Annotated in this window: 20 protein-coding genes and 1 riboswitch; of the genes, 8 read left to right on the top strand and 12 right to left on the bottom strand. The window is 71.9% G+C overall.

The window, feature by feature from the left end; all coding sequences use genetic code 11:
- The first annotated feature begins 43 nt into the window (after nt 1–43).
- Together ACTIFU_RS08660 and ACTIFU_RS08655 are read left to right on the top strand one after the other, a co-directional pair.
- The gene (locus ACTIFU_RS08660; protein WP_439577903.1) at nt 44–871 is read left to right on the top strand and encodes a hypothetical protein; all 828 of its coding nucleotides are present in this window, start codon (nt 44–46) and stop codon (nt 869–871) included.
- Nucleotides 868–1,920, top strand: a complete 1,053-nt coding sequence (locus ACTIFU_RS08655) for a patatin-like phospholipase family protein (protein ID WP_439577902.1) — start codon at nt 868–870, stop codon at nt 1,918–1,920. Before ACTIFU_RS08660 ends, ACTIFU_RS08655 begins: the two co-directional genes overlap by 4 nt.
- A gap of 3 nt (nt 1,921–1,923) precedes the next feature.
- Here ACTIFU_RS08655 and apaG read toward each other — a convergent pair whose 3' ends face one another.
- The 3 genes from apaG to metZ form a co-directional block, all read right to left on the bottom strand.
- On the bottom strand, nt 1,924–2,334 hold the full coding sequence (gene apaG, locus ACTIFU_RS08650) for a Co2+/Mg2+ efflux protein ApaG (protein ID WP_439577901.1): 411 nt from the start codon (nt 2,332–2,334) through the stop codon (nt 1,924–1,926).
- 3 nt (nt 2,335–2,337) lie between these two features.
- Nucleotides 2,338–2,955, bottom strand: a complete 618-nt coding sequence (locus tag ACTIFU_RS08645) for a LysE family translocator (RefSeq protein WP_439577900.1) — start codon at nt 2,953–2,955, stop codon at nt 2,338–2,340.
- A gap of 63 nt (nt 2,956–3,018) precedes the next feature.
- On the bottom strand, nt 3,019–4,242 hold the full coding sequence (metZ, locus tag ACTIFU_RS08640) for an O-succinylhomoserine sulfhydrylase (RefSeq protein ID WP_439577899.1): 1,224 nt from the start codon (nt 4,240–4,242) through the stop codon (nt 3,019–3,021).
- An 85-nt stretch (nt 4,243–4,327) separates the two neighbouring features.
- A riboswitch (SAM riboswitch) is annotated at nt 4,328–4,399 on the bottom strand.
- Between the two features lie 313 nt (nt 4,400–4,712).
- On the opposite strand from metZ, the gene rnd reads away from it, so the two are divergent.
- Nucleotides 4,713–5,897 carry a ribonuclease D gene (gene rnd, locus ACTIFU_RS08635; RefSeq protein ID WP_439577898.1) on the top strand — a complete coding sequence of 395 codons (1,185 nt, stop codon included), beginning with the start codon at nt 4,713–4,715 and terminating at the stop codon, nt 5,895–5,897.
- Between the two features lie 132 nt (nt 5,898–6,029).
- Here the strand turns inward: rnd and ACTIFU_RS08630 are convergent, their stop codons facing one another.
- Genes ACTIFU_RS08630 through ACTIFU_RS08605 form a run of 6 tightly spaced genes read right to left on the bottom strand, consistent with a single transcriptional unit; the run spans nt 6,030 to nt 10,462 of the window.
- On the bottom strand, nt 6,030–6,353 hold the full coding sequence (locus ACTIFU_RS08630) for a c-type cytochrome (RefSeq protein WP_439577897.1): 324 nt from the start codon (nt 6,351–6,353) through the stop codon (nt 6,030–6,032).
- 11 nt (nt 6,354–6,364) lie between these two features.
- Nucleotides 6,365–6,826, bottom strand: coding sequence for a CopD family protein (locus tag ACTIFU_RS08625; RefSeq protein WP_439577896.1), 462 nt, complete (start codon nt 6,824–6,826; stop codon nt 6,365–6,367).
- Complete coding sequence (gene parA, locus ACTIFU_RS08620; protein ID WP_439577895.1) at nt 6,823–7,467, bottom strand: ParA family partition ATPase; 645 nt, start codon at nt 7,465–7,467, stop codon at nt 6,823–6,825. Before parA ends, ACTIFU_RS08625 begins: the two co-directional genes overlap by 4 nt.
- 38 nt (nt 7,468–7,505) lie before the next feature.
- The gene (locus ACTIFU_RS08615; protein ID WP_439577894.1) at nt 7,506–8,756 is read right to left on the bottom strand and encodes a D-amino acid dehydrogenase; all 1,251 of its coding nucleotides are present in this window, start codon (nt 8,754–8,756) and stop codon (nt 7,506–7,508) included.
- A gap of 42 nt (nt 8,757–8,798) precedes the next feature.
- Nucleotides 8,799–9,164 (bottom strand): hypothetical protein, encoded by a 366-nt coding sequence (locus ACTIFU_RS08610; protein ID WP_439577893.1) that lies wholly within the window; start codon nt 9,162–9,164, stop codon nt 8,799–8,801.
- Nucleotides 9,161–10,462, bottom strand: coding sequence for a sulfite oxidase (locus ACTIFU_RS08605; RefSeq protein WP_439577892.1), 1,302 nt, complete (start codon nt 10,460–10,462; stop codon nt 9,161–9,163). The genes ACTIFU_RS08610 and ACTIFU_RS08605 overlap by 4 nt, the downstream gene beginning before the upstream one ends.
- Nucleotides 10,463–10,554: 92 nt before the next feature.
- On the opposite strand from ACTIFU_RS08605, the gene ACTIFU_RS08600 reads away from it, so the two are divergent.
- The 3 genes from ACTIFU_RS08600 to ACTIFU_RS08590 are packed head-to-tail and all read left to right on the top strand — an operon-like array spanning nt 10,555 to nt 15,760.
- Nucleotides 10,555–11,931, top strand: coding sequence for an NAD(P)H-hydrate dehydratase (locus ACTIFU_RS08600; protein WP_439577891.1), 1,377 nt, complete (start codon nt 10,555–10,557; stop codon nt 11,929–11,931).
- Nucleotides 11,932–11,958: 27 nt separating this feature from the next.
- Entirely contained in the window at nt 11,959–13,356 is a 1,398-nt protein-coding gene (locus ACTIFU_RS08595) for a malonyl-CoA decarboxylase (protein WP_439577890.1), read from the top strand.
- A gap of 16 nt (nt 13,357–13,372) precedes the next feature.
- Nucleotides 13,373–15,760, top strand: coding sequence for a transketolase (locus ACTIFU_RS08590; RefSeq protein WP_439577889.1), 2,388 nt, complete (start codon nt 13,373–13,375; stop codon nt 15,758–15,760).
- A 218-nt stretch (nt 15,761–15,978) separates the two neighbouring features.
- Here the strand turns inward: ACTIFU_RS08590 and ACTIFU_RS08585 are convergent, their stop codons facing one another.
- From ACTIFU_RS08585 to ACTIFU_RS08575, 3 genes are all read right to left on the bottom strand, one after another.
- The gene (locus ACTIFU_RS08585) at nt 15,979–16,749 is read right to left on the bottom strand and encodes a lytic transglycosylase domain-containing protein (protein ID WP_439577888.1); all 771 of its coding nucleotides are present in this window, start codon (nt 16,747–16,749) and stop codon (nt 15,979–15,981) included.
- 289 nt (nt 16,750–17,038) lie between these two features.
- A complete protein-coding gene (locus ACTIFU_RS08580) occupies nt 17,039–17,602 on the bottom strand; it encodes a GNAT family N-acetyltransferase (RefSeq protein ID WP_439577887.1) in 564 nt (187 codons plus the stop codon).
- Nucleotides 17,599–18,492, bottom strand: a complete 894-nt coding sequence (locus ACTIFU_RS08575) for an N-formylglutamate amidohydrolase (RefSeq protein WP_439577886.1) — start codon at nt 18,490–18,492, stop codon at nt 17,599–17,601. The genes ACTIFU_RS08580 and ACTIFU_RS08575 overlap by 4 nt, the downstream gene beginning before the upstream one ends.
- Before the next feature lie 366 nt (nt 18,493–18,858).
- Here ACTIFU_RS08575 and ACTIFU_RS08570 point away from each other — a divergent pair, with 366 nt between their 5' ends.
- On the top strand, nt 18,859–20,001 hold the full coding sequence (locus ACTIFU_RS08570; protein ID WP_439577885.1) for a GNAT family N-acetyltransferase: 1,143 nt from the start codon (nt 18,859–18,861) through the stop codon (nt 19,999–20,001).
- Between the two features lie 33 nt (nt 20,002–20,034).
- On the top strand, nt 20,035–20,983 hold a 949-nt coding region (locus ACTIFU_RS08565), incomplete at its 3' end, for a DMT family transporter (RefSeq protein WP_439577884.1).

Below are 20,983 nucleotides of genomic sequence, written 5' to 3'. Positions count from 1 at the left end.
CGCCCTCGGGTCTATCCGGAGCCGAGGCTCCGTGGAGGACACGATGCGCCGCTGGACCTGCCTTGCGCTTGCGTTGAGCCTCACCGTCCCGCCGGCCGCGGCCCAGGACAGCTTGCTGCTCGACGCGCTCGGCGGCTCGCTCTGGCCGCGCGGTGGCGGTGCCGACAGCAACACGGCCGGACAGACCGGCGCCGGCCTGCTCGACGGCACCTTGTCGCTCGATTTCGGCCCCGGCCTGACCGTCCAGGGCGAGGGCCAGGGCAGCGCCTATGGCGGCTCGGACGGCAAGGGCGGGCGCCTGCAGCTCTGGTGGTCGTCGCCGGCGCGTGGGCTCGCGGGGGTGTTCATCGAGGCCTCCGAGAAGGAGAATCTGTTGCAACGCCGGTACGGCCTCCGCGGCGAGTATCATCTCGGCGCGTTCACGCTCCGTGGCGAGACCGGCTACCTGGTCGGCGACCGCGGCTCGGTCGGCATCCGGTCGGGCCTGTTCGGCGTCGGCGCGGTCTCGTTCTACGCCGGCGACGATCTCGGCCTCACCGGAGGCGTCGGTGGCCAGAACAGGCGCGCGGTCGGCTTCGCCAACCTGGAGTGGGTGCCGCCGTTCCTGCCACGCAACATGGGCCTGACGATCGACGGCGCCGGCGGCCCGGACGGGTACCTGATCGGCCTGATCGGTCTCCGCATCACCTTCGGCGCCGGCTCCGATGCGCCGCTGCGCCGGCGCCAGGCGGGGCGGATGCCCGGGTTCCCGGCGTTCGACCCCGGCGCGTTCGGCGGACTGCGCCGGACCGACCCACCGGCACCAACCCCGTCGTCGACGCCGCCGCCGACAACGCCGCCGACAACGCCGCCGTCGAGCTTCGTGCCTTGATCCCGCGCGACGCGCCGAAGCCGGGCGCGGCGGGTGCGAACACGAAGACCGTCAATGTCGCGCTGCAGGGCGGGGGTGCTCACGGGGCGTTCACCTGGGGCGTGCTGGATCATCTGCTGGCGGATGGACGGCTCACCTTCGACGGCCTCTCCGGCACCTCCGCGGGAGCGATGAATGCGGCCCTGGTGGTGCAGGGGCTGGTCGAGGGCGGACGGGACGCCGCGCGCGGAAAGCTCGCGGACTTCTGGAGCCGGATCGCCGACGCCTTCGCGAGCTCGGCGCTCCGGCCGAACCCGGTTGAGCGCTTCCTGTACGGCTACGATCTGACCTTCACCGCGGGCTACCTCGCCTTCGATGCGGTGACGCGCACGCTGGCGCCGATGCAGTTCAACCCGTTCGATCTCAATCCGCTGCGCGACATCATCGAGGACCTCGTCGATCCCGGCACCCTGCACGGCTGCACGCAGCACCGGCTGTTCATCAGTGCCACCAATGTGCGCACCGGGCGCAACCGCGTGTTCACCGAGCGCGAGGTGACGATCGACGCGCTGCTCGCCTCGGCCTGCCTGCCGCATCTCTACCGCGCGGTGGAGATCGAGGGCGAGGCGTACTGGGACGGCGGCTACATGGGCAACCCTGCGCTCTGGCCGATGGTCTACCACTGCACCGCGCCCGACATCGTCGTGGTGGAGATCAACCCGATCCATCGCCCCGACGTGCCCGCGACCGCGCCCGAGATCATCAACCGGATCAACGAGATCAGCTTCAACACCGCGCTGATGTCGGAGATGCGCGCGATCGCCTTCGTGCAGAAGCTGCTGGATCAGGGTGCCGTCGATCCTGCGCGCTACAAGCGACTGAACATCCACAGCATCAACGCCGAGGACGCGATGGCGCGGTTCAACGTCTCGACCAAGTTCAACGGCGATATCGGCTTCCTGAGCGAACTGCGCGAGCTTGGCCGCGAGGCGGCGCGCGCCTGGCTCACATCCTCGTTCGACCGGATCGGGAACGAGTCCTCGGTGGACGTCCGCGCGCGCTATCTCTGATCGTCAGTGCAGCCGGATCGGCTGGTGCGGGCTGTCCAGCGAGAAGGTGGGGATCACCACGTCGAACATCTCGCCGGTGTCGCGCACGACCATATGGTAGAGCCCGGCCATGAACCCTGACGGCGTGCCGAGCGGCGTGCCCGAGGTGTACTCAAACTGCTCGCCCGGCGCCAGCACCGGCTGCTCGCCGACCACGCCCGGCCCGTGCACGCGCTGCACGCGCCCCGCGGCATCCGTGATGGTCCAGGTGCGGCGCAGCAGCTGCACCGTCTCGCCGCCTTCATTGCCGATCGTGACACGATAGGCCCAGACGAAGCGGCTCTCGTCGGGGGCCGACTGCTCATCGAGGAACTGCGTGCGCACGCTGACACGGATGCCGCGCGTGACCTCGGTGTAGACACCTGTGCCGGCCATGCCTCAGATGCGCCGCATTGCAGCGGTGGCGACCCCGGCGCCGATCAGCATCGTTCCGCCCGCGCGGTTCACCAGCCGGCGCACGGCCGGGCGGCGCACCGTGCCCGCGAGCCGGCCGGCGAGCAGCGCGTAGACTGCGGCGTTCGCCGCCGCCAGCACGACGAAGGTCGCGATCAGGATCGCGGCCTGCGGCGCGAAAGCGGCCCCGGCGGCCACGAACTGCGGCACGAAGGCGACGAAGAAGGCGACGCTCTTCGGGTTGAGCGCGGTCACCACATAGGCATCGCGCATCGCGCGTGCCGCCGGCAACGCGACCGGTGCCGCTCCCTGCTCTGGCACCTTCGCGCGCCACAGCGTCACGCCAAGCCAGACCAGATAGGCCGCGCCGAGCCACTTCACGATGGTGAAAGCGGTCGCCGAGGTGGCGAGCACGGCGCCGAGCCCGGCGAGCGACAGCGTCATCGCGGTGAGGTCGCCGAGCGCCACCCCGGCGACCAGCGGTGCGGCGCCGCGCCGCCCGGCGCCGAGCGACTGGCCGATCACCAGCAGGATGGTCGGGCCCGGAATCGCGAGCACCACCGCGGAGGCCGCGACGAAGGCGAGCCAGATCTCGATCGTCATTGACCAGTCCTTCCGGATCGATCGCGTGACTCTGCCATCGCGGCGACCCGGCGCAAGACCTGGCTAGTCGGCCGCGCGGGCAAGGCTCGCGGCGGCCAGCGCACGGCCGAGATCGTCGATCAGGTCGCGCACGTCCTCGAGCCCGACCGACAGCCGCACCATCCCGTCGCCGATGCCGAGCCGCGCGCGCTCCTCGGCGCCGATGCGCATATGCGTGGTGGTGGCGGGGTGCGTCGCCAGGCTCTTCGCATCGCCGAGGTTGTTGCTGATGTCGATCAGGGAGAGCGCGTCCATGAAGCGGAACGCCGCCTCCTTGCCGCCGGCGAGGTCGAAGCTCACCACGGTGCCGCCCGCGGACATCTGCCGCATCGCCAACGCATGCTGTGGATGGTCCCTGCGCGCGGGATAGAGCACCCGGATCACGCCCGGCTCGCCCGCGAGATGGTCGGCGATGCGCGCGGCCGAGCGGCACATCGCCTCCAGCCGCACCGGCAGGGTCTCAAGCCCCTTCAGCATGATCCAGGCGTTGAACGGGCTGATCGCGGGGCCGGTGTTGCGGATGAACGGCTGCAGCGTCTCCTCGATCCACTGCCTGCGTCCGAGCACCGCGCCGCCGAGGCAGCGTCCCTGGCCGTCGATGTGCTTGGTGCCGGAGTAGATCACCACGTCGGCACCCGACTCGATGGGGCGCTGCAGCAACGGGGTGGCGAACACGTTGTCCACCATCACGACCGCCCCCGCGTCGTGCGCCAGCGCCGCGACGCGCTCGATGTCGATGATGTCGAGGCACGGGTTCGACGGCGTCTCCAGCAGCACCGCATTGGTCGGCCAGGAGAGCGCCTGCTGCCACTGCACGATGTTGGTGCCGTCGACGAACACGGTCTTGATGCCGAACTTCGGCAGCAGCGTCGAGACGATCCAGTGGCACGAGCCGAACAGCGCGCGGCTCGCGACCACGCGGTCGCCGGCCTTCAGATGCGCGAGCAGCGCGGCGTTCACGGCCGCCATGCCGGTCGCGGTGGCGCGGCACGCCTCCGCGCCTTCGAGCGCGGCCAGGCGCTGCTCGAACATCGTCACGGTCGGGTTGCCGAAGCGGCTGTACTGGTAGTGGTCAGCCTCGCCGAGGAACGTCGCCTCGGCCTGCGCCGCATTGTCATAGACGAAGCCCGAGGTGAGGTAGAGCGCCTCCGACGTCTCGCCGTGAGGGCTGCGCATCAGCCCGCCGCGGACCGCGGTGGTGGCGGCACGGCGCGTCGGCGCATAGGTCAGGCGGGGATGTTCGGTCATCGGACCCTCTCTCACCGTTGGGTCCGGCCCTGGGAGACGCGAACGGCACGCCGTTCACTGGCCTCTTTAGCCGGGCGGCGATGCACCTCCATCGCCCCCCGTCGCGTTTGTTTCACCTCGCCGCAAGCCGGCCGGACAAATCACGAGGGCGGGTCTTCCCGCGCCCCATGCCTATTCCCGCGCAGGGGCGAAATCAAGCGGTGCATGAGCGGAACCCGGGGCCACCGCGTTCGGGCGCGGAGCAGGGTGAGGGCGATGCGCCGGATGAGCGCACTCTCCACAACCCGTGGCAGGACCACCCATCCGCCGCTTCTGCCCTGGAGCCGAGACGGAGGCGCGCGATGCGAGCCTGGGTCGGGCGCCGTGGATCGGCCGCCGTTGCCCCAACCCTCCCCCCGCCGCCGCCGCGGGAGGGAGGGCAGCCGTGCCGCTTGGTGCGGCGCGGCCCCGCGTGTAGAAGCGGGGCTGGTATGAACGTCCCCGCCACGGCCGCCCTTCCCCCGCCTGTCCTGATCGAGACCACCGAGGCGCTGGCCGCGCTGTGCGAGCGGCTCGCGTCGGCCGAGTTCGTCACGGTCGACACCGAGTTCATGCGCGAACGCACCTACTGGCCCGAGCTCTGCGTGGTGCAGATCGCGGGGCCCGAAGACGTCGCCGTGATCGACGCGCAGGCGCCGGGGATCGACCTCGCGCCACTCTATGCGCTGTTCGACAACCCGGTTGTGACCAAGGTGTTCCACGCCGCGCGGCAGGACATCGAGATCTTCGTGCTGCGGACCGGGCGTGTGCCGACGCCGCTGTTCGACACCCAGATCGCGGCAATGGTGGCCGGGTTCGGCGACCAGGTGGGCTATGACGCCCTGGTGGGCGCGCTTGCCGGTGCCTCGATCGACAAGGCGTTCCGCTTCAGCGACTGGTCCGCCCGGCCACTTTCCCAGCAGCAGATGGCCTATGCCGCGGCCGACGTGACACATCTGCGGCGCGTCTATGAGAAGCTGAAGGCGCGGCTCGAGCGGGAGGGGCGGCTTGAGTGGGTGGCGGAGGAGATGGCGGCGCTGGCGCAACCGGCGACCTATCGCACCGAGCCCGAGGAGGCGTGGATCAGGCTGCGGAGCCGCAGCGGCAACCGTCGATTCCTGGCCGTGCTGCGCGCGGTGGCGGCCTGGCGCGAGCGCGAGGCGCAGCGGATCAACATCCCACGCCAGCGGCTGGTGAAGGACGAGACGCTGCTGGAGATCGCCGCGCAGGCGCCGGTGGATCCGATGCAACTCGCGCGCGCGCGCGGCTTTCCGCGCTCGGTGGCGGAGGGCAAGGCTGGCGCGGCACTGCTCGCCGCGATCGCCGAGGCCAAGGCGCTGCCCGAGAGCGCGCTGCCCGAGGCGTCGGAGCGTGGCAACGGCGTGCGCCCCAGCCCGGCGCTGGTGGCGCTGCTGAAGGTGCTGCTCGCGGCGAAGTGCGACGAGCACCACGTGGCGCAGAAGCTGGTGGCCGCGTCCGACGACATCGACCGGCTTGCCGGCGAGGACGCGCCCGATATCCCGGCGCTGCACGGCTGGCGGCGGCGGGTCTTCGGCGAGGACGCGTTGGCCTTGAAGGCGGGGCGTGTGGCGCTGGCGGCGCAGGGGCGGCGGATCAGGCTGGTGCCGCTGGGGTAGTCGTGCGCAGGGTGCGTCTGCTCACGCACCGCCGGTGCCACTGCGCAGGGACGCAAGGAGACGGTCGAACAACGAGACGGCGAAGGCGGCCGCGTTGCGTCGGCGTGCGGTGCGCCAGGGTCCGAAGGCGCCTCATCGCCGGCGCAGGCTCAGGATGTAGGAGATCAGATCGTCGGTTTCGGCCTGGCTGAGGTTGAGGTCGGGCATCCGGCCGTGCGGGGTCCGCAGGAACACCCTGAGCGAGAGCGCTGTCGTTGTGGCCCTCTCGGCGATGCTCTGGAACGTCGTCGCGCCGTCGCCGACCGGCCCCACCGGGCGGGGCGAGACCAGGTGGCATGAGGCGCACCAGCGCTCGGCGATCGTGCGTCCCTGCACCGGATCGCCCGGCCCGGTCTGCGTCAGGGCGGGAGCGGCGAGCACGGCGGCAAGCAGCGTCGCCGGAGCGAGACGGAGCATCGCAATCTCCCTCAGATCCCCCACCGCCCGAAGCCCGCGACGGCGCTGGTCACCAGGCCGAGGACAAGGTTTACCGTGATCAGCGTGCGGATGCGGTGCACGGCCTTGGCCGCGTGGGGCCCGTTCCCTTCCGCCATCGCGCGGCGGAACGCGGCATAGGGGCCGAACCAGATCGCGACGAACACCACACCCATGACGAACCCGGTCAGATTCATCAGGTGCACGTGCCAGCCGGAATCGCGGAACCCGCCATACCAGCCGAACAGCATCGCCCAGCCGGTCAGCAGCGCGATCGGCATGGCGTGCCAGATGATCAGGAAGAAGCGCCGGAACACCTGTGCGTGCAGGGCGAGCCGCTGCGGCGGCTCCAGCACCGCGAGGCTCGGCCGCAGCACCAGGATCGCGAACGCCATCCCGCCGACCCAGAGGATCGCGGCGAGCAGGTGCAGGATGTACAGCACCGTGACGGTCATGCGCGGTCTCCGATCCAGGGCCTGAGCGCGGCGGCGATCCCACGCACCTCCTCGGCGGCGAGACCCTTGGGCGCGCTCTCGGTGACGCCGAGCCCGGCCGCCATCGCCATCGCGAAGGCGCTGCGGTTGCCCAAGGACGCATCGAGCAGCGGCGCACCGTCGCGCGCGAGCGCCGCGCGGGTCGCGTCGAGCAGCCGGCCGCGCACCGGCGCGCGGTTCAGCACCACCCGCGCCTCGCGCTTCTCCGCCGTGGCGAGGTCGAGCGTGGGCCGGGTGGCCCAGAGGTCGAGCGGACTTGGCTGCAACGGCACCAGCACGAGATCCGAGGCGCGCAGCGCGAGCCGGGCCTCGGTCTCGGCGTGCGGCGGCGAGTCGATCAGCACCAGGTCGTGCGCGGGCTTCAGCCGCTCGATCTCGGCCCCGAGCCGCCAGCCCGCGGTGCCGGCGAAGGTGAGCCCGGCGGCTGCCGCCTTCAGCGCGGTCTTCCGCGCCGCGTGCCAGCGCGTCAGACTGCCCTGCGGATCGATGTCCAGCACGGCGACGCGCCGCCCGGCGGCCAGCGCGGCGGCAAGCTGCGCAACCAGGGTGGTCTTGCCCGCGCCGCCCTTCTGCTGGGCCACCGTGATCACGACCGCGACCATCGGCGCAGGCTATCCCGGGGACTCGCGGCGGACCAAGCTCAGAAGCGCGACAGTGCGTAGGGTGCGGGGTCGATCGACGGCCTCCGCCCCGTCACCATCTCAGCGAGCAGCCGCCCGGAGCCGCAGGCCATGGTCCAGCCGAGCGGCCCATGGCCGGTGTCGAGCCAGAGCCCGGGTACGGTGGTCGGGCCGAGCAGCGGCCGCCCATCCGGCGTCATCGGCCGGAGCCCGGTCCAGTGCGCGGCCTGCGTGTAGTCGCCGCCGTCGGGGAACAGGGCGCGCATCTTCGCGAGCGTGGCCGCCTGGCGGGCGGGCGAGGGTGTCTTGTCCCAGCCGGCCAGCTCCAGCGTGCCGGCGACGCGCAGCCGGTCGGCGAAGCGCGCGATGTAGAGCTTGGCGTGCTCGTCCACCACCGCCATGCGCGGCGCGCCGTTGCGCCCGGCGATCGGCACGGTGACGGAATACCCTTTGCCGGGATAGACCGGGACCCGAAGCGCGAGGCCGCGCGCGAGTACGGGCGACCACGAGCCTGCCGCCAGCACCACCGCATCGGCAGATACCGTCTCGCCGCTCTCCAGCGTCACCCCGCTCGCCCGACCCGCCGCGACGGTCACGGCGGCGACGCGCGCGCCGTAACGGAACGCCACGCCGGCGTCCGCCGCGTGCGCGGCGAGCGCGGCGGTGAACAGGTGGCAGTCGGAGGTTTCGGTCTCGGCGGCGAACAGCCCGCCGACATAGCGCGGCGCGGCCTGCTCCAGCGCCGGCTCGATCCGGATAATGCCGGCCCGATCGACGACCTCGGCGGCGATGCCCGCCTCGCCGAGCCGCGCGCGCTTGGCCTCCGCGCCGGCGAGATCCTTCTCGGTCGCGTAGATTGTCAGCACGCCCGCGCGGTTGGTCTCGTCGCTGATGCCGAGCCGGTCGCGCAGCGCCATGGTCTCCGCCGCCGAAAGCCGGCAGAGCGCGCCGATCGCCTCCGTGTTCGCGGCGTAGCGCGCGGGCGCGCAGTTGGCGAGGAAGCGCGCGCCCCAGCGGAACAGCGCCGTGTCCCAGCGCAGGCGCAGGAGCAAGGGCGCATCCTCGCGGCCGATCCAGCGGATCAGCTTGCCCGGCACGTCAGGCGCGGCCCACGGGCCGGAGGCGGCGGAGAGGTGCCCGCCATTGGCGAAGCTGGTCTCCAGCCCCGGCCCCTCGCGCGCCTCGATGACGGTGACCTCGCAGCCCGCCTCCCGGAGGTACCAGGACGCGGCGACGCCGATCACGCCGGCGCCGAGAACAAGCACATGCATCGCCTCAGTCTGCCCCGCGCGCCGGCGTGCGCAAGATCGGCGTCAGTTGCCCAGGAACGGGTTGGTGAAGCCGGGCCGCGTGCGCCGCGGCGGAAAGTGCTCGGCGAGGTAGTCGACGATGATCTTCCGTTCGCCCGGCTCCAGCGGCTGCATGCTCTGCTGCGTCACCATCCAGTCCATCAGGTCGTCCCACTGCTGGCGGGTGAAGCCGCTGCGCCGGATCAGTCGCGTGTTGTGGCAGGCGGTGCAGGCATAGAACGTCTCGTCCCGCCCTTCGCCCTCCGGCAGCACGTCGATCTCCTCGATCGCGCCCTCGATCTCCATGGGCGCCTGCGCAAGGGCAGGCGGAGGAAAGCTTCCCCCGCCCAGACCGAGCAGCAGCGCCGCCGCAGCGACGCCGAGCCTCATCCGACCAGGATCGCCGCGCGGCTGATCGGGTTCGCCCCATAGCCGGCCGGGTTCCAGTTCGCCGGCGCGTGCGGCTGCATGACGTCGTCGCTGGTGGTGGCGCGGTACCACACCTCGAAATACCCGTCGGAGGGCAGCGCCACCGAGCCGTTCCAGACCTGCCAGGCGTATGTGTTGGCCGGCGCCGCGACCTGCATCGCCGTCCAGGTGGCGCCATAGTCCAGCGAGACATGCACGGCCTTGACGGTCTTCTCGCCCGCCCAGGCCTTGCCGCGCGCCGCCAGCGTGCGCGTGCCGGCGGGCAGGCGGGCGCCGTTCGGCACGTTGGTCAGGACCGAGCGCACCGGCATATCCTCGAGGATGCGGAAGCCGCGGCCGTCATGGCTGCTGCCGGGCACGATCGGCGTGACGGGCATGCGGTAGGAGAGGCCGGTCATGCCCGGACCGTCATGCTCCCTGTCGCGGATGACGATGCGGTTCAGCCATTTGTGGCTGGCGCTGCCGGCCCAGCCGGGAATGACCAGGCGCAGCGGTGCGCCATGCATCAGAGGGATCGGCTCGCCGTTCATCGCCCAGGCGATGATGGTGTGATCCTCCATCGCCTTCTCCAGGCGGACGCCGCGGCTGATGGTGGGCCGGTTGGGGTCGCCGGAGAGGTGCACGTCGGTGCCGTAATGGGCGGTGTAGACCGCCGAGGGCTTGAGGCCGGCCGCCTGCAGCACGTCCTTCAGCCGTACGCCGGTCCAGCGCGCGCAGCTGACCGCGCCGTTCTGCCACTGGTTGCCGCGCGTCTCGGGCACGAAGAAGCTGCGCCCGTTGCCGCCGCATTCGATCGTGAGCTGGTGGGTGACGTTCGGGAAGCGGGCCATCAGATCGCCGACCGTGATCTCCAGCGGCGAATTGACCTCGCCCTCGATCTTCAGCTTGGCCGCGCGCCAGTCCGCCACCGGCTCCGGCGGATTGCCGTTGTTGCGCACGAACATTCTGTCGGCCGGGGTGACGTCGTCGTCGAGCAGGTGCTCAGGTGTCTCGAGGTTGAGCGGGCGCTCGCCGCGGTTGATCAGCGGCTCCTTGCCGTCGATCCGCAGCAGCGCAGGCCCGGCACCCTGCGCCAGCGCAGCCGGGATCAGCCCGCGCGGCATGGTGCCCGCGAACGGAACCGAGGCGCCCACCGCCGCGCCGATGGCAGCGAGACTTGCGCCCTTCAGCGCGCCGCGCCGGCCGAACGCGATCGCATCTCCGCGCTCGGGATCGTCGGCATAGAGTTCCTGGACCGAACGCTCGATCTTCGTTGTCATGGCGGTTCCCTCCCTGGACGGACCCGGATGCTATCTTCGGCTCGATGAATAAATCAACCCGCCCGCCGCCGGAGCTCCTGAGCGTCGCCGAGATGGCGCGTGCCGACGCGGCCGCGATCGCCGGCGGCGTGCCGGGCATCGTGCTGATGGAGAACGCGGGTCGCGCGGTGGAGCGGGCGATCCGCCGGCGCTTCCGTCCAAGCCCGACGGTGGTGCTGTGCGGACCGGGCAACAACGGCGGCGACGGGTTCGTGGTCGCGCGGCGGCTGGAGGCGGCGGGCTGGCCGGTGCGCGTTGCCCTGCTCGGCGCCCGAGACCGGCTCGCCGGCGATGCAGCGCTGGCGGCCGCGCGCTGGCACGGTCCGGTCGAGACACTCGCGCCTGCCGCCGTGGCGCGTGCGGGCCTGATCGTCGATGCGGTGTTCGGTGCCGGCCTCGCCCGTCCGGTCGAGGGCGCGGCCGCGGAGACTTTCAGCGCCTGCCGTGCCCCAGTGGTCGCGGTCGATTTGCCGTCCGGGGTCGCGGGCGACACCGGCGCCGTGCTTGGCACCGCCCCGCAGGCCGCGCTCACCGTGACCTTCTTCCGGCTCAAGCCCGGGCACCTGCTGCGCCCCGGACGCGATCTCTGCGGCGAGGTGGTCTGCGCCGGGATCGGCATTCCGGAAACGGTCCTGGGCGCGATCGCCCCGCGGCGGGTCCGCAACGACCCGGCGGTCTGGCGCGCCGTGCTGCGCCAACCTGGGCCGGGGGATCACAAGTACAGCCGGGGCTCGCTGACCATCGTCGCGGGCGAGGCGATGACCGGGGCGGCGCGGCTCGCGGCGCGCGCGGCGCGGCGGGCGGGCGCGGGGCTGGTCACGATCGCCTGTCCCGACCGCGTCTCGGCGGCAGCGTGTCGGGCGGGCGATCCGGGGGTGATCGTGGTCGAGGCCCCCGTGGCGGAGCTGCTCGGCGACCTGCGCCGGCAGGTCTGGCTGGTCGGGCCCGGCGGGGGGATGCGCGCCCCCGCCACCGCCGCCGCGATCCTGGCAGCCGGCCGGACCCTGGTCGCGGATGCCGACGCGCTGCGCGGCGCGCCCGAGGCGCTCGCCGGTGCCGCGCTGGTCACCCCGCACGAGGGCGAGTTCGCCCGGTTGTTCGGCGCGCCGGCCGGCGACCGGCTCGGCGTGGCGTGCGCAGCAGCAAAGCGGCTGTTCGGCGCGGTGCTGCTGAAGGGCAGCGACACGATCATCGCCGCGCCCGACGGGCGCGCCGCGATCACCGCGGATGCGCCCCCCTGGCTGGCGACCGCCGGCACCGGCGACGTGCTGGCCGGCGTTGCCGCCGCGCTGATCGCGCAAGGGGTGCCCGCCTGGGAGGCCGGCTGCGCGGCCGCCTGGGCGCACGCCGCCGCGGCCCGCCGCGCTGGCGCATACCTGATCGCCGAGGACCTGCCCGACCATCTGCCGGGTGTGCTTGCGGCGGTGTAGTCTTGCGCCGCTGGGTCAGGAGGGTCCATGGACACCGCAGCCGCGGAAGGCGGCCTGTTCGATCGGGCGCTGAGGCGCCTGCTCACCGCCTGGCGCGACGTCGCCGGCGGACCGGCCGAGGGCGCCGAGATCGCCGACCAGATGCGCGCCTGTCTGGAGGCGAAGGGCGGCGAGGTCTCGGCGCGCGCCCGCTCGGCCCGGCTCGCCCAGGCCTATCTCGCCGCCGATGCCGAGGGCCGCGCGGCGTTCCTGCGTACGCTGGCCGCGTTCGACGCCGATCCCACGATGCTCCAGGCCGCGCTGAAGGCCGCCGCTGAGGCGGAGGACGCGCCGGCGCGCGCCAAGGCGCTCGCCCGGCTGCGCCGCGCGCTGGAGGCGCCCCGCGTGCGGCTGCTGACGCAGTTCACCTCCATCCCCGAGGGGGTGAAGTTCCTGGTCGACATGCGCGCCGAGCTGGTGCGTCATGCCCGGTCCGACCCCGCCCTCGCCGCGCTGGACGACGATTTCCGCACCCTGCTCGCTGCCTGGTTCGACGTGGGGTTCCTCGAACTCCACCGGATCGACTGGGACAGCCCGGCGTCCCTGCTCGAGAAGCTGGTCGGCTACGAGGCGGTGCACGAGATCCGTGGCTGGCGCGACCTCAAGAACCGGCTCGACTCCGACCGCCGCTGCTACGCCTTCTTCCACCCGGCGATGGAGGGCGAGCCCTTGATCTTTGTCGAGGTCGCACTGGTGAAGGGGCTCGCCGACAGCGTCCACGCCCTGCTCGACGAGAAGGCGCCGGTTCTCGACCCCGCGCAGACCGACACCGCGATCTTCTATTCGATCAGCAACTGCCAGCGCGGCCTCGGCGGCATCAGCTTCGGCAACTTCCTGATCAAGCAGGTGGTGGACAAGCTCTCGGCCGAGTTCCGCAACCTCAAGGCGTTCGCCACGCTCTCGCCGATCCCGGGGTTCCGCCGCTGGATCGACGAGAAGGTCGCCGCCGGCGACCGGCTGCTCTCCGAGGACGAGGACGAGGCATTGGGCGTGGTGCTGGCCGCGCAGGGCGAGGCCGCGGTCGAGGAGGCACCGCCGCTCGCCCGCTTGCTCGCCCGGCGGGGCTGGCATCGCGATGCCGCGCTTGCCGAGGCTGTCCGGCCCGTGCTCAGCCGGCTCTGCGCGCGCTACCTGCTCGGCGAGAGCGACGGGCGCGGCCGGGCGCGCGATCCGGTGGCGCATTTCCACCTGACCAATGGCGCGCGCGCCGAACGGCTGAACTGGCTGGCCGACCTCTCGGACAAGGGGATCAAGGAGAGTGCCGGGCTGATGGTGAACTACCTCTATGACCGCGACGCGATCGAGACCAACCACGAGGCCTATGTCGGCGAGGGCAAGCGCGCGGCCTCGACGGCGATGAAGCGCCTCGCGCGCGGCTGGGTGTGAGGCGGGGGATGACGTGATGGCCGACGGGCTGCGAACGATCGCCGAGGCGCGGGATGACGCGCGCCGGGTCGCCGTGCTGGAGGCGCTGGAGCGGCGCATCCTCTGGCTCTCGTCCTGGATCATCCACAACGCCAACCACCTTCGCCCCAATCTCGATGGGTTGAAGGTCGGCGGGCACCAGGCCTCCTGCGCCTCGGTCGCGACGCTGATGACCGCGCTCTATCTCGACGTGCTGCGGCCGGAGGATCGGGTGGCGGTGAAGCCGCACGCCGGCCCCGTGTTCCACGCGATCCAGTACCTGCTCGGCCGCGTCTCCCGCGAACGGCTCGAGAAGTTCCGCGCGATCGGCGGCATCCAGCCCTATCCCAGCCGCATCAAGGACGGCGACGATGTCGATTTCTCCACCGGCTCGGTCGGGCTCGGGGTCGCGATCACCAACTTCGCCGCGCTGATGCGCGACTACGTGCGGCTGAAGGGGCTCGCCCCGGAGGGGGTGCGACCGGGGCGGATGGTGGCCGTGGTCGGCGATGCCGAGCTCGACGAGGGCAACATCTACGAGGCCCTGCTCGAGAGCTGGAAGCACGACGTGCAGGGCGTCTGGTGGATCATCGACTACAACCGCCAGTCGCTGGACTCGATCGTGCCCGACCGGCTGTTCCACCGCATCGAGGGCCTGTTCCGCGACATGCGCTGGAACGTCGTGACGCTGAAATACGGGCGGAAGCTGGAGGCGTCCTTCACCCGCCCAGGCGGCGCGGCGCTGCGGTCCTGGATCGACGACTGCCCCAACAGCACCTACGCCGCGCTCACCTTCCAGGGCGGGGCCGCCTGGCGCGAGGCGCTGCACGCCGATCTCGGCCGCGACCGTCGATTGCGCGCGATCATCGACCCGATGTCGGACGATGCGCTCGCCGCGCTGATGACCAACCTCGGCGGGCACGACATGGGGCTGGTGCTCGACACGCTGCGCACGGCTGCCACGACCGACCAGCCCACCGCCTTCATCGCCTACACGATCAAGGGCATGGGCCTGCCCTTTGCCGGGCACAAGGACAACCACGCCGGGCTGATGACCAGGGAGCAGATGGAGGCGTTCCGCGCCGCGAACGGCATCGAACCGGGGCAGGAATGGGAACCCTTCGCCGGATTCGGTCCGCTCGCCGAGGAGGCGCGCGCCCTGCTGGCCGCCGCGCCCTTTGCGAGCGGGCAGGGGAGCCGCCGGCTCTCCGGCCCGCCGGTGCCGACGCCCGCCTCCCTGCCGCATCCGCGCCCGCCCGAGGGCCGGAAGGTGTCCACCCAGGAGGGGTTCGGGCAGATCCTGTCGGAGATCGGCCGCGGCCAGGGCGCGCTCGGGCCGCTCGCCGCGCGCATCGTGACGATGAGTCCGGACGTCACCGTGAGTACCTCGCTCGGGCCGTGGGTGAACCGGCGCGGCGTGTTCAGCCGGTCGCTCCGCAATGACGTGTTCCGCGACCAGAAGGTCGCCTCGGCCCAGAAATGGGTGATGACGCCGGAGGGCCAGCACATCGAGCTCGGCATCGCCGAGCAGAACCTGTTCCTGCTGCTCGCCGCCGCCGGGCTCAGCCATGACCTGAACGGCGCGCGCCTGCTGCCCATCGGCACGGTCTACGACACCTTCGTCGGACGTGGCCTCGATTCGCTGATGTATGGCTGCTACCAGGACAGCCGGTTCATGCTCGTCTCGACCCCGTCGGGGATCACGCTCGCGCCCGAGGGCGGGCAGCACCAGTCGGTCTATACGCCGCTGATCGGCATCGGCCAGGACCGGCTGGCGTTCTACGAGCCGGCCTTCGTCGACGAGCTCGCCGCGATCATGGCCTGGGGCTTCGCGCACATGCAGGCGCCGGAGGGCTCGTCGGTATGGCTCCGGCTGTCCACGCGCGCGATCGCGCAGCACCAGCGGCCACTGGACAGCGAGGCAGTGATCCGCGGCGGCTACTGGCTGGTGCCGCCCGAGCCGGGCGCGCCGCTGGGGCTCGCCGTCCAGGGGCCGGTCGTACCCGAGGCGCTCGCCGCGCTGGAGGCGGTGCGCGAGGACGTTCCCGGCGCCGGCCTGCTCGCCATCACCAGCCCCGACCGGCTGCACGGCGACTGGCTGCGCGCCGCGCGCGCGCGCCGCGGCGGCCAGCGCGCCGAGGCCTGGATCGAGACCCTGCTCGCCCCGCTCGCGCCGGACGCCGCGATCGTGACGGTGCTCGACGGGCACCCTGCCACCCTCGCCTGGCTCGGCGGCGTGCATGGTCATCGGGTGGAGCCGCTCGGCGTCGATCGGTTCGGTCAGGCGGGCGACATCCCCTCGCTCTACCGCCTCTACGGGCTGGACGAGGGCACGATGCTGGATGCGGCCGCCGCAGGGATGCTGCGGCGGCTCACCGACGGCTGAGGCCGCGCGTCAGCCGGCCGCCGGAGCGGCGGGCAGCGACGAGGTATTGACCGGCGGCGGCGGAGCGCCGCATGGCCCGGCCAGGGCCGGGACGCTGAGGGCCGCAAGGAATGCCGCGACGGCGAGGATACGCATGAACGGTCTCCCTCCAGGGCATGACCTGCGTCGTTGGCCGACAGTAGCGAATGCGCCTTGACGCGTTCAAGTGTCATGACGTGTCAGCGGCGAAGCCGCACAGGTGTCAGCGCCCGCCCGACCAGAGGGATCGGCGCGGCCCGATAGGCCGACAGGTCGCGCCCGCCCGATTGCGCCTGGACGCGCCCGGTCGGCGCCATCGACATCACCCGCCCGGGACCACCCGGCACCGTCGCCGGCCGGGCATGCCAGGCGGCGATGAGGGTCTCGCGCTGCGCCTGTGCAGCGAGCCGGCTCTCCTCCGGCCAGGCCGCCACGACCCGCCGGCGATAGGCCTCGGCGAATTCGGGGGTGTGCGAATGGTAGTGCGCCGCCGCCTGGAGCCAGCTGTTCGCCTTCTGCTGAAGCTCGACCAGGAAGCGCGCGGCGTAGTCGGCATTCCGGGCCGGATCGAATGCCTCCTCCAGACTGGCGAAGGCGTGCGGGTGGAACATCAGGTTCACCTGCATGCAACCGATGTCGATCGAGCGGACGCCGCGTGCCTGCAACCGGCGGACCTCGGCAATCGCTTCCGCCTTGGTGGGGAAGAACTGCCCCCGTCCCTCGGCATTGATGGTCCCGGGCCAGGGCCCGAACGACCCGCTCTCCGGGTCCCGTCGCCCGCTCTCGACCCGGCCGAGGGCCGAGAGCAGCGCGACCGGCAGCCCGTGCGCGCGCTCGGCGGCGCGGATCGCCGGGCGGCAGAGCTGGGCCGGGTCCTCCGCCGCGAGGGCGTGCGTGCCGTGCGCTGGAAACCCGGTGAGGGACATGGCTGCGAACAGGCCGACGATCAGGGCGGCGAAGCGGAACATCATCGAGCGGGGTCCTGGCGATGCGGTCGCCGTTCCCGAGGCACACCCCGTGCCAACAACCCACGCGGGCATGGCCCAGTCTCACTTCACGGGATCGTCATCGCCATGCGTGCACAGCGGAGGGGTGCTGCGTTTGCTGCGCTGCAAAAAGACCTTGCGGACCAACCCACCAATGCTTAGTTTGTGCATCGCAGCATCGTGGCTCCGGCCATGCTGTCTGCCTTTCTTGGACGTTTCCTCCCTAAACTTGGCCGCCCCAAAGGGGCGGCCTCTTTTTTTCGGTTCTGTGGTCTCAGGCCGGCCGCGGGCGGTCCGGCAGCGTGGCTGCCCCCGGTCCCAAGCCGCGCTGCATCAGCACCCCGTCCACCCAGCGGCCGAACTTGAACCCGACCGCGGGCAGCAGCCCGACCCGCTCGAACCCGAGGGCGCGGTGCAGGCCGATCGAGGCGGCGTTGCCGGAATCACCGATCACCGCGACCAGCTGGCGGAAGCCCATCGCCTCGCAGCGGTCGACCAGCACCGCTAGCAGCGCCCGCCCAACCCCTCGCCCGACTGCCCGCGGTCCGACATAGACCGAGTCCTCGGCCGTGTAGCGATAGCCGGGCCTTGGGCGGTACGGACCGGCATAGGCGTAGCCCAGGACGAGGCCCGCCGGGTCGGTCGCGACCAGCCACGGCATGCCCGCCACGACGATCGCCGCCCGCCGCCGAGTCATCTCGTCCAGATCGGGCGGCGCCTCCTCGAAGCTCGCGAGCCCGGTCAGCACGTGGTGGCGGTAGATCGCCGCGATCGCCGCAACGTCGTCCTCGCGGCTGGTACGGACCGTGAGCAATACCGCCGGATCGGGCACCCTCACGGGCGGAGCGCGGCCCAGTCGGCGCGCGCCAGGTCCTCGATCAGCCGCGTGAGGTCGCGCTGCAGTGTCGCGAAGCCGGGCCCACGCTCGATCCGAGCCTCGTCCATGTAGAGCGCCCGGGCGAGCTCGATCTGCAAGGCGTGCACGCCCTCGCGCGGCCGGCCGTAGTGGCGCGTCACGTAGCCGCCCGCATAGGGCTCGTTGCGGCGTACGATCAGACCCGCCCGACCCAGCCCCTCCTCAACCCGGCGCGTCGCCAGCGCAGCGCAGGACGTGCCGTGCGCGTCGCCCAGGACGACCTCGGCGGCGCGCGACCGGCCGAGCGGCGGCACCTGCGCGGGCATCGAGTGGCAGTCGACCAGCAGGCAGCAGCCGAACTGGCGCACCGTGTCCGCGATCAGCGCAGCGAGCGCCGTATGGTAGGGCCGCCAGCACGCGGCAATCCGGCCCTCGGCCTCGGCGAAGGAGAGCTTGCGGCGATAGATCGCCTCGCCGGTCGCGACCACACGCGCGATCGTGCCGAGGCCGGCGCCGACGCGCGGGCTTGCCGCGTTGACGAATTCCGGAAGCGGCGCGTCGAACATCGCCGGGTCGAGCTCCCATGGCTCGCGGTTCACGTCGCACCAGGCACGCGGGAACAGAGCGTGGATCAGCGGGCAGCCGGCGAGCGGAGCGGCCGCGAACAGCTCCTCGACGAAGCTGTCCTCGCTGCGGCGGATCGTCAGGGGGTCGAGCCGCGAGTCGGCCAGGAACACCTCGGGGTAGTCGCGCCCCGAGTGCGGCGAGGCGAACACGATCGGCGCGGTCTGCCGTGACGGCATCAGCACCACGAACGGCTCATCGAGCAGGGACGTGGCGGCGGGAGGGGCTGCGCGGAGCGGCAAGTCCATGGGGCGGGAATGAAAGCATCCCGCATCGACGGTGTCACGCGGCCGCCATCGCACAGCGCCGTCAGCAGCCCGCGCGCGCGGGTCGCAGTCGGACAAGCAGCCGGTCCAGACCCTCATCCGGGACCGCAGGCGGCTTGCGGCGGGGCAGGCGCGGGCTCCTTCAGCTCCAGCCTACGGCCCCGAACACGAGATTCCCGGTAGACCGACCCCCATCCCGTCAACCCCCCGCCGGAACCTCACACATAAAGTCGTCCAGCTTCCCCGCCGCCGTCCGCTCCAACGACCCGACACGGCGGAGCACCCCGATCAGCACCACTTCGGCGTGGCCGGATTGCGGCCGCCCAGGCCTGCCCCAATTCTCTGCTGATGTTCTCCCTGACCCTTCTCCCGCGGATCGCCGACATCACGCCCGGCGACTGGGACGCCTGCGCGGCTGACGACAACCCGTTCGTCTCGCACGCCTTCCTCTCCGCGCTGGAGGAGAGCGGCTCGGCCTCCGCCCGTACCGGCTGGCTGCCGCAGCACGCGGTGCTGCGAGACGACACCGGCGCCATCGTCGGCGTCGCGCCGCTCTACGCGAAGTCGCACTCCTACGGCGAGTACGTGTTCGACCACGGCTGGGCCGACGCGTTCGAGCGCGCCGGCGGCAGCTACTACCCGAAACTGCAATGCGCCGTGCCGTTCAGCCCCGTCCCCGGGCCGCGCCTGCTGGCCCGCGACCCCGCCCACCGCGACGCGCTCGTCTCCGCCCTGATCCGCGCGGGTGAGGACCTGGACGTCTCCTCGGTGCACGTCACGTTCTGCTCAGGCGACGAACAGGATGCGCTCGGCGCGCAGGGATTCCTGAAGCGGCTCGGGATACAGTTCCACTGGTCGAACGCCGGCTACCCCACCTTCGACGATTTCCTCGGCACGCTCGCCAGCCGCAAACGGAAGCTGATCCGCAAGGAGCGCGCGCGTGCCGTCGAGGGACTGCGCATCCACCCGCTGCGCGGCGCCGAGATCACCGCGCGGCACTGGGACGTGTTCCACCGCTTCTATCGCGCAACGGTCGACAAGCGCTGGGGGCAAGCCTACCTGACGCGCCGATTCTGGCCGCTGCTGGGCGAGCGTCTCGGCGAGAAGGTGGTGCTGATGTGGGCCGAGGAGCCCGACGGGACGCCCGTGGCCGGCGCGCTCAATCTGCTCGGAAGCGATGCGCTCTATGGCCGCAACTGGGGTGCGGCGCGCGAGGTGCCGTTCCTGCATTTCGAGCTCTGCTATTACCAGGCGATCGCGTTCGCGATTGCACATGGCGTGGCGCGCGTCGAGGCCGGGGCGCAGGGCCAGCACAAGGTGAGCCGCGGTTATCTTCCGGTGGCGACCTTTTCGGCGCACTGGATCGCGCATGAGGGGCTGCGGGAGGCGGTCGGCGCGTTCCTGGCGCGCGAGCGGCCGGTGGTGCTGCGCAGCATCGAGGAGATCGCCGAGGAGGCGAGCCCGTACCGCGAGGTTGCGGCGCAGGATTGAACGCGGCGTCGGGGCGGGCGAGGGTCGGCGCTGATGCTGGTCGCCTATCTCATGCTCGCCGCGTCGATGATGCTGGTCGGCGCCAATGTGCCGGTGGCGAAACTGCTCGCCGAGGCGCTGCCGATTCCGCTGATCGCGTGCCTGCGCTGCCTGCTCGCCTGCGTGGTGCTGTGGCCGCTGAAGCGCCTGATCGAGCGACCGGCGGCGATGTCGTCGCGGGCGGTGATGAGCAATCTGTTCTGGCAGGCGGCGTTCGGCACGGCGCTCTACAACGCCGGGCTGCTGGCGGGGTTGCGGTTCACCTCGGCGCTGGAGGGTGGGCTGGTGCTGGCGACGCTGCCTGCCGTGGTGGCGGTGGGCTCGGCGGTGTGGCTGCGCGAACGGCTGGGCGGGCGCGGCTGGGCGGCGGCGGCGCTCGCCGGTGTCGGCATGGCGGCGATCAACGCGGTGCGCGCGGGCGAGGGCGGCGAGGGGTCCCTCCTCGGCAATGCGTTGGTGTTCGCCGGCGTGATCGGCGAGGCAGTGTATGTGCTGCTGGCGAAGCGGAATGCCGGGCGAGTGGGCGTGATCACGGCGGCGTTCTGGATGCAGGTGTTCAGTGCGGGGCAGTTGCTGCCGTTCGCGCTGGTATCACTGCCATGGCTCGCGCCCGGCGCAGCGAGCGCTTTCAACGCGGGCTTGCTCGTTTTCCACAGCCTGACGGCGAGCGTGCTGTGTCTGCTGCTGTGGTATGGCGGGTTGCGGCGCGCTTCCGCGAGCGTGGCGGGCGTGTTCAGTGCGTTCCTGCCGGCGACGGCGGCGGTGCTGGCGGTGCTTGTCCTGGGTGAGTCCTTCACGTCGGTGCACGGTGCGGGCTTCGTGCTGATGCTGGGGTCGATCCTGTTGGCGACGTGGCCCGGAGCGAGCGGGCGCCTGCGTCGCGACCAACGGGAGCGACGCCCTCCCGGGATTGGGGGTGCGGGGGGGAGGGCCAATAGCCCGT

The sequence above is a fragment of the Elioraea sp. genome (assembly GCF_051860475.1).
Classification (GTDB): Bacteria; Pseudomonadota; Alphaproteobacteria; order Acetobacterales; family Acetobacteraceae; genus Elioraea.
The sequence above is the reverse complement of the archived record's forward strand: the minus strand, read 5'-3'. Positions and strand labels throughout refer to the sequence as shown.

Excerpts from the sequence above, each read along its gene's own strand:
- ACTIFU_RS08660 (WP_439577903.1), top strand. The coding sequence starts at position 44 with ATGCGCCGCTGGACCTGCCTTGCGCTTGCGTTGAGCCTCACCGTCCCG.
- apaG (WP_439577901.1), bottom strand. The coding sequence starts at position 2,334 with ATGGCCGGCACAGGTGTCTACACCGAGGTCACGCGCGGCATCCGTGTC.
- ACTIFU_RS08645 (WP_439577900.1), bottom strand. The coding sequence starts at position 2,955 with ATGACGATCGAGATCTGGCTCGCCTTCGTCGCGGCCTCCGCGGTGGTG.
- metZ (WP_439577899.1), bottom strand. The coding sequence starts at position 4,242 with ATGACCGAACATCCCCGCCTGACCTATGCGCCGACGCGCCGTGCCGCC.
- rnd (WP_439577898.1), top strand. The coding sequence starts at position 4,713 with ATGAACGTCCCCGCCACGGCCGCCCTTCCCCCGCCTGTCCTGATCGAG.
- ACTIFU_RS08630 (WP_439577897.1), bottom strand. The coding sequence starts at position 6,353 with ATGCTCCGTCTCGCTCCGGCGACGCTGCTTGCCGCCGTGCTCGCCGCT.
- ACTIFU_RS08625 (WP_439577896.1), bottom strand. The coding sequence starts at position 6,826 with ATGACCGTCACGGTGCTGTACATCCTGCACCTGCTCGCCGCGATCCTC.
- parA (WP_439577895.1), bottom strand. The coding sequence starts at position 7,467 with ATGGTCGCGGTCGTGATCACGGTGGCCCAGCAGAAGGGCGGCGCGGGC.
- ACTIFU_RS08615 (WP_439577894.1), bottom strand. The coding sequence starts at position 8,756 with ATGCATGTGCTTGTTCTCGGCGCCGGCGTGATCGGCGTCGCCGCGTCC.
- ACTIFU_RS08610 (WP_439577893.1), bottom strand. The coding sequence starts at position 9,164 with ATGAGGCTCGGCGTCGCTGCGGCGGCGCTGCTGCTCGGTCTGGGCGGG.
- ACTIFU_RS08605 (WP_439577892.1), bottom strand. The coding sequence starts at position 10,462 with ATGACAACGAAGATCGAGCGTTCGGTCCAGGAACTCTATGCCGACGAT.
- ACTIFU_RS08600 (WP_439577891.1), top strand. The coding sequence starts at position 10,555 with ATGGCGCGTGCCGACGCGGCCGCGATCGCCGGCGGCGTGCCGGGCATC.
- ACTIFU_RS08595 (WP_439577890.1), top strand. The coding sequence starts at position 11,959 with ATGGACACCGCAGCCGCGGAAGGCGGCCTGTTCGATCGGGCGCTGAGG.
- ACTIFU_RS08590 (WP_439577889.1), top strand. The coding sequence starts at position 13,373 with ATGGCCGACGGGCTGCGAACGATCGCCGAGGCGCGGGATGACGCGCGC.
- ACTIFU_RS08585 (WP_439577888.1), bottom strand. The coding sequence starts at position 16,749 with ATGATGTTCCGCTTCGCCGCCCTGATCGTCGGCCTGTTCGCAGCCATG.
- ACTIFU_RS08575 (WP_439577886.1), bottom strand. The coding sequence starts at position 18,492 with ATGGACTTGCCGCTCCGCGCAGCCCCTCCCGCCGCCACGTCCCTGCTC.
- ACTIFU_RS08570 (WP_439577885.1), top strand. The coding sequence starts at position 18,859 with ATGTTCTCCCTGACCCTTCTCCCGCGGATCGCCGACATCACGCCCGGC.